Source organism: Planktothrix sp. (genome assembly GCF_046067725.1).
Taxonomy (GTDB): Bacteria; Cyanobacteriota; Cyanobacteriia; order Cyanobacteriales; family Microcoleaceae; genus Planktothrix.
The window spans coordinates 20,141-32,617 of the sequence record NZ_JBJUDF010000004.1; the positions used below are offsets into that span (position 1 = coordinate 20,141).

Below are 12,477 nucleotides of genomic sequence, written 5' to 3' on the forward strand. Positions count from 1 at the left end.
ACGGAACACTGCGCACTCGCTCTTTATGTCCTTAAATTGAATTAAGACATAAAAGCCCCAAATGTTAACTCAATATCAGGTCGGTGGAAGTTTACATAATAATGACCCTACTTATGTGGTTCGTTCCAGTGACCACCAACTCTATAATGCCTTGAAAGCCGGAGAATTTTGCTATGTGTTTAATTCCCGACAAATGGGGAAATCCTCTTTATTAGTCAGAACCAAACATCAACTTGAAACCGAAGGATATTGTTGTGCTGTTGTCGATATGACCCAAATCGGCAGCCAAGACACCACACCGATACAATGGTATAAAGGAATGATGATGGATTTATTGCGAGGATTTGGGTGTTTTGGCCAACTGAATTTTAAAACCTGGTGGCAAGAACAAGAGGGGATTTCTTTAGTTCAAAAATTAAATGAATTTTTTAAATTTTTATTAATTGAGCAATTTCCTGAACAAAATCTTTGTATTTTTATTGATGAAATTGATAGTATTCTGAGTTTAAATTTTCCCATCGATGACTTTTTTGCTCTGATTCGCTCCTGCTATAATCAACGGGCAGTTCATCCTGAATATCAACGTTTAACCTTTGCCTTATTTGGTGTGGCGGCTCCCCCGGATTTAATAACTGATAAAACCCGCACCCCGTTTAACATTGGAACCGCTATTAATTTAACGGGATTTACCTTAGAAGAAGCGACTTTGTTAGCCGAAGGATTAATCGGAGTTTTTGAACAGCCTAAAGTGATTCTTGAAGAGGTTTTAAACTGGACAAACGGACAGCCGTTTTTAACTCAAAAGGTATTAAATTTATTACTATTAAATTACGCTCAAAAGTCAGATTTTAGGGTTCAAAATAGCTCGACGCTCTGGATCAAAAAAATTGTGCGATCGCAAATTATTGAAAAATGGGAATCCCAAGACGAACCGGAACACCTCAGAACCATCCGAGATCGGCTAATTCATAACTCTAAAAATGCCGGAAGGCTGCTAGGTGTTTATCAAAAAATTCTACAAGGAACTGAAGTTAAAGCCAATGATAGTCGGGAGCAAATCGAATTATTTTTATCGGGTTTAATAATTAAATCTCAGGGATATTTAAAAGTCAGAAACTTAATTTATCAAGAAGTCTTTAATTTAGGCTGGGTACAACAACAGTTAGCCCAACTACGTCCCTATTCCCAAACCTTTGACGCTTGGATTGCGTCGGGTCAACAGGATGAATCTCGTTTATTAAGAGGACAGGCGTTAAAAGATTCCCAAAACTGGGCTTTAGGAAAAAGTTTAAGCGATTTAGATTATCAATTTTTAGCCGCTAGTCAAGACTGTGATCGCCAAGAAGTACAATTAGCTTTAGAAGCAGAAAGAGCCAAAGCCATTGAAGCCAAATTAGTCGAACAACAGAAAAGACTCATTCAGGAAAAAAACAGTACCCAGCACCAAAGAATTTTGCTGGTTTTAGTCAGTTTTGCCTTAGTCCTCGTCGGTATATTAAGTATAGCAGTTCACCAACAATATCAGCTAGCTAAAATCAGCGAAATTCAAGCTCTTGCATCCTCTTCTAAAGGACTTTTTGCCTCTAATCAAAAGTTTGATGCTCTGCTCGAAGCTATTCGATCCCAACAAAAACTCAAACAGCTAGAAAATGTAGATATCACCACCCAAAATCAAGTCAATTCAGCCCTGAGACGAGCCGTTTATGGAGTCGAAGAATATAACCGTTTGTCAGGACATAAATCTGGGATTTTAGACCTGACGGGGTGACAAGAGGGCTAAAGCCCTCTTGGGTTGGGAATGAGAGCCAGGTGTGGTAAAAAAAGAACGGTCTCAATAGTGAACAAGACCGTTAAATTGAAAATGTTACCTCAATTTTATCAGACGCACTTGGCAAGTCGATTAAATTCTCGTCAATTCCTGACACTTCAGTTATTGATAGGGCTATTACAATTTCATAAACAAGTCAGGATAGAAAGATTGGCTGCGGTGTTTCCCCAACCGATACTTTATGAAAGCCGTCGTCGTTATTTACAGAGATTCCTGAAGTTTCCCCAATTAAGTGTAGCGTCCCTGTGGTTGCCGATAATTGAGCATCTGATCAAAACTCATTTTTGTAAAGATCAACGTCTATTTGTCAGCCTAGATAGAACCCAATGGAAAGACTATAATTTGTTTGTTGTCAGTGTGATTTGGGCGAAAAGAGCCTGGCCGATTTATTGGAATTTTTTAGACAAACGAGGATGTAGTAACTTAGAAGAACAACAAGGGTTACTGCGTCCAGTTATCCGAATGTTGAAAGGCTATGATTATGTGGTGGTTGGAGACCGCGAATTTCATAGTGTGGAATTCGCCAAATGGCTGCAAGCCCAAGGTGTAGCTTTTGCTTTTCGTCAAAAAGCTGATACCTACATTCAGGTAAAAGGAGAAGATTTTCAACAATTAAACTCCCTCGATTTATCGCCCGGAATGAAAAGATTTTTAACAGGAGTTAAAGTCACTAAAAGTAAGGGGTTTGGGAAAGTAGCGATCGCCTGTTACTGGAAGCGAAAATATAAAAACAGAAACTTAGATGAACCTTGGTACATCTTAACAAATTTGGGCAGTTTGGAAGAAACTCTAGCTGCCTATAAAGCCAGGAGTGGAATTGAAGCGATGTTCAAAGATTGTAAGAGTGGGGGTTATAATCTTGAAGGTTCTAAAGCATCTGTTGAACGCTTAACCCGTCTTGTTTTATTAATAGCAATCGCTTATACTATAACAGCCTTACAAGGGTTAAAAATCAAACAACTTGGCCAACAAAAATATATCAATCGCCTCCAAGAATTAGGACGAGTTTGCAAACGCCATAGTAACTTTTGGATAGGACAATATGGACTTTTATGGATCGCTGCAATGGAAATTTGGACGGATTTGGCTCAACAACTCATGAGAACCAAGTGCAATAAGCTGCCTTTTTTTCAGAAGGGTCAGAGAGCTATAATGTTGATTCAGTCTAGCTTTTAGCTCTCTTGTCACCCCGTCAGCTCGATGGCACATTATTAGTTACCCTAGAAGGTTATGCTTCTGCTATTCGGTCTATTGCTTTTAGTCAAGATGGTAAAACCTTGGCTTCAGCCAGTGATGATAATAGGGTGATTTTATGGAATATGGAGCATGTTTTGAACGTAGATTTATTACAGTATGCTTGTGATTGGGTTAAGGATTATTTGCGAACTAATATTGAGGTTAAGGACAGCGATCGCTCTTTATGCCCCTAGTCGAATTTTCACCGAGATGATATCTCTGGGATGAAATTGGGAATGATAAACCCAGTAGGCTGACAAAAACAGTCTTGTAAGGGATGGGTAGGGCAATTTCGCATCCCTTATTCCTTAATTTATCAATACCAGGAAACAGCTTAACAGGGAAGACAAAGAAAAATCTTTTACCTTCTCGGTTTGCTGCATCAGTTGAGTTGTGAGTTAATAAATCAGGTTCAAACACTCAAAGCATCCAATAATATTTGTTGTAATTCACCTCTTTCTTTTAATAACCTGATCAATCCATGCCCCCCCTCTTGATAGGGATGTAAAATCACATTTCGATGATTTTTCAAGCTATGGGCATGACGTTTATCTAAAAGATAATTTTCATCAAAGTAAATATGAAACTTGGTTTTTAAGTTGTGCTTGACCTGAAAAAATTTGCTTAAGTTATAGTATTTGCGAATTCCATGGGGATATTGATACAGTTTAATGATTGGCGGACGATACCGATTATCTCCTACAATAAAACAGGTATGGGTATCAATAAAGGTTTGGGGAGCAAAACTCAATACGATGTCAACTTCCAATAAATAACCAAATAACAATGCTGCAAATCCCCCAGCAGAACTACCTGTAATCACAATTTTTTGCGGTTTTAGTTGATTAATTTCTGCTTTTAGATATTTTAATATTGCATTAGCATTTCCTCCGATTTGAGGTAAACCTTTTTGATACCAAGATTGTCTTAAATCCCGTAAAAAAATTTTTTTTATCGGGTAATCTTGAGCCAGCCGAAAAAACTCAAATGGCGGCATACCCATACGACTGTTCATTCCACCGAAAGCAATTAACATTATATCGCTATTAGCACTGTAATCAGTAACTATACTTTGTTGTGGATCAGATAATTGCTGTTCAAAATCCGGGCTAATCTTCTGGTAGGTATCTGTATTGTTCGTTATACTTTCGGGAATTGTATTTTCAGATGTCATAAATTCAATCCTATTAAGTTTAGTCTACAACCTTGAACAAAGATTTATAGTGCTACGCATTACAGTTAGGACAATTCTAAATTCTCAAACCCTTTCACAGCATACTGTTTCCAGTTAAGCTTTTCCCTGTTCTAAGAGCGCGTAGCACTATAGCTAGATTGCTATTCATTAACTTGATAACTGGGTTAGGGCTGATTTTTAATAAACCATATAAGCTATCAAGTGTCTAGTAGAGCTAGACGTAAGTTAACTAAGTAAGGGTTAGTTAAGGCTTTAAGGCTTTTCCTAGGTAAGTCCATTTGCAAGATTGAGCCAGGAACAATGCTTGGGGATGAAATGAAAAACCAGGATGGAAACTCAATCTAGTATCTGATGTCATCTTAACTAATTCCTTCTGAATTTCATCTTATTCTTAACTTTCCTATCTTTTTTCACCCAATTCTATCTTTGTGGGTTTCTAGGTTCCTGAACTCAAATCCTGAACTAATTCCTATCGACAATCAAAAATTAATCAGAGAAAGTAGAAAAAGATTCAATATTTACACCATTTCTACTTTTTAATAGGGGGCAATTATGTCAATTATCCAGGGATCTTCTGCCATTGATAATTTAGTTGGAACCTTAGAAAAGGATACAATATCGGATTTAGGTGAACAGGATTTTATCAACGGTTTGAATGGAGATGATATTCTGTCTGGACATACCGGAAAAGATGTTTTAGATGGGGGAGAAGGAAACGATAGTCTTTTTGGTGGGTCAGAGGATGATATTCTCTCTAGAAATAACGGCAATGATGTGATATTTGGAGATAGTGGCGTTGATATTTTATTGGGTGTTAATCCTGATTCTCCTAACCCAGGACAGGGAGAAATTGACACTTTCTCAGGTGGACAAGGTTCGGATTTCTTTTATTTAGGAAATCAAGCTCAAGCCTTTTATAATGGCGGTGGAGATGCCGATTTTGCTTTGATTACAGATTTTAATCCCCAGAAAGATTTTATTAAGATTCATGGTAATCTTCCCTTTGAAACCACCAATATGACGTTAGAAAATTTAGGGACAGGGGTGGGAATATTTGTTCAAAATCTGTCGGTTGAAAATGATCTCATCGGGTTCCTACAAAACGTTGATTTGAATCAATTGGATGGTCGAACTAATTTCTTATCTCTGTTGTCTTAATTTTAAAACCTAACTTCCCAGCCCCTTTCGATTGAACGGAAGGGAAAGTCATTAATTGATTGAAAATATCCTAAAATTTACGATACCATTGAGATAATTTGATCGGGGAAATTCCTAAATAATATCCGAAAACAACGAATTGATTAATTAACGTTGTTTTGAACACTCCTAATTTTTGCCACCGTCGTCCTGATGTGATTACTGAACTAGACAAAATCTCAATTTTCCCTAAACGATTTAAACGACGGATGAATTCAAAATCTTCCATAATCGGTTGTTCAGGAAATCCTCCCACTTGCCAAAAGGTAGAAGCTTTAATAAAAATAGCTTGATCTCCGTAGGGCATTTGTAAATATTTTGAACGCCAGAATACTGTTTTTTCAATTAACCTTAAACTCCATTGAGAATTATCAATTTTTAATTGAAATGCTCCGGCAATTATGTTATCATTAATCCAGATTTTTCTCACGTCTTTTTCAAATTCTGTGGGTAATTGAGTATCCCCATGCAAAAATAATAAAATCTCCCCCGTTGCTATCTTTGCCCCTGCATTCATTTGTAGCGCTCGCCCCCGTTGGGTAACAATCACTTTCACCCCTAAACTTTGGGCAATCTCGACCGTATGATCTTGACTTCCTCCATCAACAATAATGATCTCGATATTTTCTGTCTTTTGAATTTGATTAATCACCGATTCAATATTGTCGGCTTCATTTAAAACCGGAATAATAATAGAAATTTGGGCATATTCAGGATAAAAATTCATCAATGGATCACTGAGCCAATCACGTCAATTTATAAAATACTTGATAATTGATGCCGTTTTCTGAGACAATAATAACGAGATCAAAAACGGGTTTACAACGAGGAACAACGCTACAAAAAACGTCGTTGAACCGTTGGAACACAACCCACAAGTCCGAGGAACTATCCATGTCCGATAACTTTAGAAGTCAAACAATTACCCAGGGAACTCAACGCACCCCCAACCGTGCTATGTTACGGGCGGTGGGATTTGGAGATCAAGATTTTACCAAACCCATCGTTGGAATTGCCAATGGTTACAGCACCATCACCCCCTGCAATATGGGGATTAACACCCTCGCATTAAGAGCAGAAGCCGCCCTCAAACAAGCCGGAGCAATGCCACAAATGTTCGGAACCATTACCGTTAGTGATGGCATTTCTATGGGCACTGAGGGGATGAAATATTCCTTAGTTTCACGAGAAGTGATTGCAGACTCCATTGAAACTGCTTGTAACGCTCAAAGTATGGATGCGGTTTTAGCCATTGGGGGTTGTGATAAAAATATGCCAGGAGCGATGATTGCCATTGCTCGTATGAATATTCCTTCGATATTTGTGTATGGTGGAACGATTAAACCTGGACATTATAAGGGTAAAGATTTAACCGTTGTTAGCGCTTTTGAAGCCGTCGGAGAATATAGTGCAGGAAAAATAGATGAAACCGAATTAATTGAAGTCGAACGTCGCGCCTGTCCAGGGGCGGGTTCCTGTGGGGGAATGTACACCGCAAATACCATGTCTTCTGCTATTGAAGCGATGGGGATGAGTTTAATGTATTCCTCAACCATGGCGGCAGAAGATGAGGAAAAAGCCGAAAGTACAGAAAAGTCAGCTTATGTGTTACGAGAAGCCATTAAAAACCGCATTCTTCCTCGTCAAATTCTAACCCGAAAAGCCTTTGAAAATGCGATCGCTGTAATTATGGCGGTGGGCGGTTCAACCAATTCTGTTTTACATTTATTAGCCATTGCTAATGCCATTGGGGTTGAATTAACCATTGATGATTTTGAAGAAATTCGCGCTAAAGTTCCGGTTTTATGTGATTTAAAACCCAGTGGTCAATATGTTGCCACAGATTTACATAAAGCCGGCGGTATTCCGTTAGTCATGAAAATGCTATTAGAAAAAGGCTTAATTCATGGGGATGCCTTAACCATAACTGGAAAAACCGTAGCCGAACAATTAGCCGATGTTCCCTCTGAACCCAGTCCTGACCAAGATGTAATTCGTCCTTGGAATAATCCGATGTATGCTCAGGGACATTTAGCCATTTTAAAAGGCAATTTAGCCTTAGAAGGTTCCGTTGCTAAAATTACAGGGGTTAAAAATCCGGTTATTACTGGCCCAGCACGGGTTTTTGAATCCGAAGAAGAATGTTTGGATGCCATTTTAGCCGGAAAAATTAACGCGGGCGATGTGATTGTGATTCGGTATGAAGGGCCGAAAGGGGGCCCAGGAATGCGAGAAATGTTAGCACCAACTTCGGCAATTATTGGGGCAGGTTTAGGTGATAAAGTCGGATTAATTACCGATGGTCGTTTCTCTGGGGGAACCTACGGAATGGTGGTTGGTCACGTTGCTCCAGAAGCGGCAGTTGGCGGTAATATTGCCTTAGTTCAAGAGGGAGATAGTATTACCATTGATGCCTATCAACGGTTACTGCAAGTCAATATTTCCGATGAAGAATTAGCCCAACGTCGTCAAGTTTGGCAAGCTCCAAAACCCCGTTATACTAAAGGAATTTTAGCCAAATATGCCAAGTTAGTGTCATCAAGTAGTGTGGGGGCTGTCACCGATTTAAACTTAGGTTAATTCTCTCATAACTAGGCGTGAAACTTTTGTAGTGAGGTGTTCACGCCTCATTTAATTACTTACTCTAATTGTGTTACTATAGCGCGACGCATTACAGTTAGGACATTTCTGAATCCAGCAAACCTTTTCAGTTCTTACTGTTAAGCTGTTCCCAGTCAATCGCAGTTCCCTTGATCGTAGCGCTATAACCAATAACATCAATTTTTGCCAACTTTTTTAAGCCGTAACCTACGGTAAGCTGCGAAGATCGTAAATCAACACCCGTTATTGGGCTTTAGCCCTCTATTCTATAGCAATCCTATTTGATTTACCGTAGGGGCAATTCATGAATTGCCCCTACGGTAAGGGTTTGAGTCATAGAGGTGATTACAACCGATTTAGACTTGCTATAGCTAAGAGTGACTAACATTGTAGTACGGGGAGCGTTCCCGCTCCCTAGAATATCCAGTCAGATCATTATCCTAATTAAACACTAATAAAATGTACCCAAAAATCTCCATCAGGCATACAAACTCGACGGATTAAATGGTAGGAATAGCATAAATAAGCGCCACTTAAATCCGTGCGATATCCGGTTGCAAACCATTCTCCATAAGGGTCATGTACCAGTAACCCTTTTTCGTTATAACCGACTACAGGCATAATATGACCAAAAGCTGTAAAATAACCATGAAGTACGGCGGGTTTTCCTTCAGCTAACCAGTCTTGTAATTCCTCGATAGTCGCTCGTTCTGAAAAGTAATCTTTTGCCCCATAATCTTTAACAATTTTAGCTAAATCATAGGGACTCCAACGACTATAACCTTTTTGTAAGGCATATTCATAAAGTTCATCTTCATATTGACCGCCACTGGTACGCCGACGCACTCCTAAATATTGCAAGCACATGGCAATGGATGTGACATTACAAGACCCTGTAGGATTATAAAAGTTATCCAATTGAGAACGATAGGGAAAGTTAGCGAGTTTGACGCTGGGAGGGCGACGTTTAGGGTAAACAAAATTTTTCCCTTGATAAATTTCGGCGTGTTGATCAAATACATACCATACCGATTGTTCTCCAAATTCATTACCGCGAAAAGCAACTCGAATATGACCCCGTAACGGTTCATAAGCTAATAGTTTAAATTCTTGACCCGGTTTAATTCCTTGCTTTTCACTATCACTCAATTGAGAAGAGGCAACGGGTCTCATTTTTAAAATCGTTTCTTTCGTAATTTTAAGGATAAGAACATCGGTTTGAATTTGTTCTGGCTTGGTTTCAATTAGTTTTTCGGCAGTTTTCACCCCTAAAAATCCAGGTTCTCCACAGTCCGTTAAGGTTTGAAATCGATGGAGGGCTGCGGTGGATTTGGAGCCAAAGTTGCCATCGGCTGGCGGATCAAGCAAACTCAAATTAATTAAAATAACTTGAATTTGACGAGTTAATTCCTCATCATTAGCGATTGCTTTTATATCATAACGTTGTTCGGTTCCTAGGAAGTCTTGTAATTTCATATTCAGTAATCGATGCTATAAATTTAGAGGCTGACAACAATAAACGACGATGGGAATAACTGTACTGAGGTTACGTTCGGTTAAACCACTCAATACTGCTAAAACTTTCAGACATCAATGATCATCCTGTACATTAGCATAATTTGGTAGTCTTGTACTAAAATTAACAATTCTCAAAGAAAATGCAGATTCCCGACAGAAACAGTGCCAAGGTTGATTTTTAACGGTTGACTGTTGAGCAAGGCACAAATCAGGAGCAAATCCAAACTTAATCCTTGAAAATCGAATTAATCATTAAGTTTTAGGCTTTGGATTTTGGGTTCAGGAACTCCCCAACCTTTCAGAATGGTATAAGCAATAATTTGATGACCTGCAATATTCGGGTGAATTCCATCACGGGTTAATAGATTTTGCCCTTGCCCTCCATAACGCTGATAGGTTATAATCACATGGCGAAATGGAACATTTAAGTCAATAAATTGGCAGCGATATTGCAGGGCAACTTCTCGCATAACGGCAATATATTCTGCAATTCTTTGGTTTTCCCGGCTACTTAAATTTTCATAGATAATTGTTGGGGATAGCAATAAAACAGGTATACCTTTAGCCGTCGCTAACTCTACCATTGCGGTTAAATTTTGGCGATATTCTTGAGGGTTTGGAATATTCGGTCTAGCGGGAGTAGGGGTTTGGAAACTTTGTAAAACATCATTTACTCCAATATTAATAGTAATTAAATCCGGTTTTTGATCTAAAACATCTTGTTTAAATCGTTCAGATAACAAAGCTGAAGTATTCCCTGAAACCCCAGAACTAATCAATTCAAGCGGTTGTTGAGGATAAAGAAAATTCAAATAGCGTTGTAACAACCAAACATAACCGCCATATTGTCCGCCACTTTGGGTAATACTATCCCCGACGACAACAATTCGATGTTTATTGCGTAAGGCTTCCGGTTGCGGTTCAATGACAGGTTGCGGTGAAACGGGTTTAGTTTGTTGAGGAGGTTGAGAAGGACGAGGAGTCGAGGGGGGAGCAGCTTCTATGGGTATCAATGGGGATACGGAATACCATCCTAAACAACCGATTGTCATCGCAACCAGAAATTGCACAATAACTGTCTGAACCTGTTTCATTTTAGAGATTTCGATTGATGGGAAGTGACAGCAATGGTGACTTTGCTGTATTAAAATTCCACATATTTTAACCAGGAAAGGAACCTTTTCACCCACCGTTTCGATCAATTGTGAAGTTTTGTAATAAATTCAGAGCCAACGGGAATTTACCTGACAACCCAATCGGCTCAATTCTCACCCATGAAGCGTTACAAACCCGTCCCGCACCTCGATTCAAACCAGTAGGTTATAGGAACTGTAGGCTTTTCTTTGACATCGAACGATCGCGTGTTACCCTAAATATAATGCGATCGCTTCATTTTGAGTTGGATATGTTAAATACACAACAAATTCTCCAAAACCGCTATCAACTCCAACACCGATGCGGACGTACTTCCACCGGACGTCAAACTTGGTTAGCAACCGATCAACAAACTCAAGAAGAAGTAATTATCAAGTTATTAGCGTTTAGTCCGCAAATGGCGTGGGAAGAATTAAAACTGTTTGAACGAGAAGCCCAGGTTTTACAAGCCCTTAATCATCCTCGAATTCCGCGATATCGAGATTATTTTTCTCTGGATAAAAGTGTAGGGGATGGCTTACATTGGTTGGGATTAGTTCAAGATTATATTCCAGGGGAATCCTTACAAGATTTATTAGATAAAAAATACCATTTTACAGAATCTCAGGTACAAAAAATAGCCCAAAATGTCTTGAAAATTTTGATTTATTTGCATGAATTAAGCCCTCCCGTTTTACATCGAGATATCAAACCCAGTAATTTAATTTTAGATCGTTCAGAACACCTTTATTTAGTCGATTTTGGGGCGGTACAAGCCCAAGCAACCGTAACAGGAGTAACCTTTACTGTGGTGGGAACCAGTGGTTATGCACCCTTAGAACAATTTTGGGGGCGAGCGGTAGCCGCATCGGATTTATATGCGTTAGGCGCGACCTTAATTCATTTATTAACCAATACGGCTCCGGCGGATTTACCTCAAAAAGATTCTCGCATTCAATTTGCAGACCGGGTGAGTGTGAATCGAAATTTTGTTCAATGGATTGAACAATTAACAGAAATGTCTTTAGAAAAACGATTATCAACCGCACGAGACGCATTATCTTCTTTAAAACGGGGAAAAATTCGCCCTGTCAAAGCTCAAAATAATCAGCCTCAACGCTCTTTAATTCAAAAACTCAATAAACCTTTTTACAGTAGAATTTCGGTTTATAAAACCCCAAATCGTTTAGATATTTATTTTCCACCTAAAGGATTTGGAAAATTATTTCAAATCGAAATGGGGTTTTTACATTTATTTATCATCTATTTTGTGTGGAATTTATTATTTTCTGTTTTCCCGTCACTTTCCTTAACAAATCCTTCAATTTTTGGGCTGATTTGTTCGATCTTATTCACCTCTAGTTGTTTATGGATCTTCTTTTTAATTGATGAAAAAACCTGGGTTGAATTTGACCACCGAGAATTTAGAATCATCCGAAAATCCAGAGGATTTCAATATCGTTTAGAATCGGGTTCTTTAAACAATATTATTGGCGTTTTTATGGAAAAAAAACAATCTAAATATGAAATTATCATTCGTACCCAGTTCCAAACACATCGCATTGGCGAAGTTTTTGTTGCTGAAGAATGTGCCTGGTTAACTCAAGAAATTCAAGATTGGTTGTATCCGATACTTTTTTGCTAACATTTGCTAACAAACATATAAGTTAAGATGTTCTCTCAACCAAGGCGTATCAACCAATGCACGAAGGAAGATCCCTCGCGCACCATTTAGATCTCTGTCCATCTTTAATGGGGTAGAATTCGA

10 protein-coding genes are annotated in these 12,477 nt (G+C 38.7%); 6 read left to right on the plus strand and 4 right to left on the minus strand.

Going from position 1 to position 12,477, the window contains the following annotated elements; genetic code table 11:
• Nucleotides 1-61: 61 nt before the first annotated feature.
• From ACKPEB_RS00325 to ACKPEB_RS00335, 3 genes are all read left to right on the plus strand, one after another.
• Nucleotides 62-1,768 carry an AAA-like domain-containing protein gene (locus ACKPEB_RS00325; protein ID WP_408962765.1) on the plus strand — a complete coding sequence of 569 codons (1,707 nt, stop codon included), beginning with the start codon at nucleotides 62-64 and terminating at the stop codon, nucleotides 1,766-1,768.
• Between the two features lie 93 nt (nucleotides 1,769-1,861).
• Complete coding sequence (locus ACKPEB_RS00330; protein WP_408962766.1) at nucleotides 1,862-3,004, plus strand: IS4 family transposase; 1,143 nt, start codon at nucleotides 1,862-1,864, stop codon at nucleotides 3,002-3,004.
• A 5-nt stretch (nucleotides 3,005-3,009) separates the two neighbouring features.
• Nucleotides 3,010-3,258: a WD40 repeat domain-containing protein gene (locus ACKPEB_RS00335; protein ID WP_408962767.1), complete on the plus strand. Its 249-nt coding sequence runs from the start codon at nucleotides 3,010-3,012 to the stop codon at nucleotides 3,256-3,258.
• A 218-nt stretch (nucleotides 3,259-3,476) separates the two neighbouring features.
• Here the strand turns inward: ACKPEB_RS00335 and ACKPEB_RS00340 are convergent, their stop codons facing one another.
• Nucleotides 3,477-4,238, minus strand: a complete 762-nt coding sequence (locus ACKPEB_RS00340) for a hypothetical protein (RefSeq protein ID WP_408962768.1) — start codon at nucleotides 4,236-4,238, stop codon at nucleotides 3,477-3,479.
• A 573-nt stretch (nucleotides 4,239-4,811) separates the two neighbouring features.
• On the opposite strand from ACKPEB_RS00340, the gene ACKPEB_RS00345 reads away from it, so the two are divergent.
• Complete coding sequence (locus ACKPEB_RS00345) at nucleotides 4,812-5,417, plus strand: calcium-binding protein (RefSeq protein ID WP_408962769.1); 606 nt, start codon at nucleotides 4,812-4,814, stop codon at nucleotides 5,415-5,417.
• A 70-nt stretch (nucleotides 5,418-5,487) separates the two neighbouring features.
• Here the strand turns inward: ACKPEB_RS00345 and ACKPEB_RS00350 are convergent, their stop codons facing one another.
• Complete coding sequence (locus ACKPEB_RS00350; protein ID WP_408962770.1) at nucleotides 5,488-6,183, minus strand: TIGR04283 family arsenosugar biosynthesis glycosyltransferase; 696 nt, start codon at nucleotides 6,181-6,183, stop codon at nucleotides 5,488-5,490.
• A gap of 167 nt (nucleotides 6,184-6,350) precedes the next feature.
• Here ACKPEB_RS00350 and ilvD point away from each other — a divergent pair, with 167 nt between their 5' ends.
• Nucleotides 6,351-8,036 (plus strand): dihydroxy-acid dehydratase, encoded by a 1,686-nt coding sequence (ilvD, locus tag ACKPEB_RS00355; RefSeq protein ID WP_408962771.1) that lies wholly within the window; start codon nucleotides 6,351-6,353, stop codon nucleotides 8,034-8,036.
• A gap of 465 nt (nucleotides 8,037-8,501) precedes the next feature.
• On the opposite strand, the gene ACKPEB_RS00360 is transcribed toward ilvD, so the two are convergent.
• Both ACKPEB_RS00360 and ACKPEB_RS00365 read right to left on the minus strand, forming a co-directional pair.
• Nucleotides 8,502-9,533, minus strand: coding sequence for a C39 family peptidase (locus ACKPEB_RS00360; RefSeq protein ID WP_408962772.1), 1,032 nt, complete (start codon nucleotides 9,531-9,533; stop codon nucleotides 8,502-8,504).
• A 287-nt stretch (nucleotides 9,534-9,820) separates the two neighbouring features.
• Nucleotides 9,821-10,669 carry an SGNH/GDSL hydrolase family protein gene (locus ACKPEB_RS00365; protein WP_408962773.1) on the minus strand — a complete coding sequence of 283 codons (849 nt, stop codon included), beginning with the start codon at nucleotides 10,667-10,669 and terminating at the stop codon, nucleotides 9,821-9,823.
• Nucleotides 10,670-10,980: 311 nt separating this feature from the next.
• Between ACKPEB_RS00365 and ACKPEB_RS00370 the strand changes: the two genes are divergently transcribed.
• Nucleotides 10,981-12,354, plus strand: coding sequence for a protein kinase domain-containing protein (locus tag ACKPEB_RS00370; protein ID WP_408967464.1), 1,374 nt, complete (start codon nucleotides 10,981-10,983; stop codon nucleotides 12,352-12,354).
• Nucleotides 12,355-12,477 lie beyond the last annotated feature (123 nt).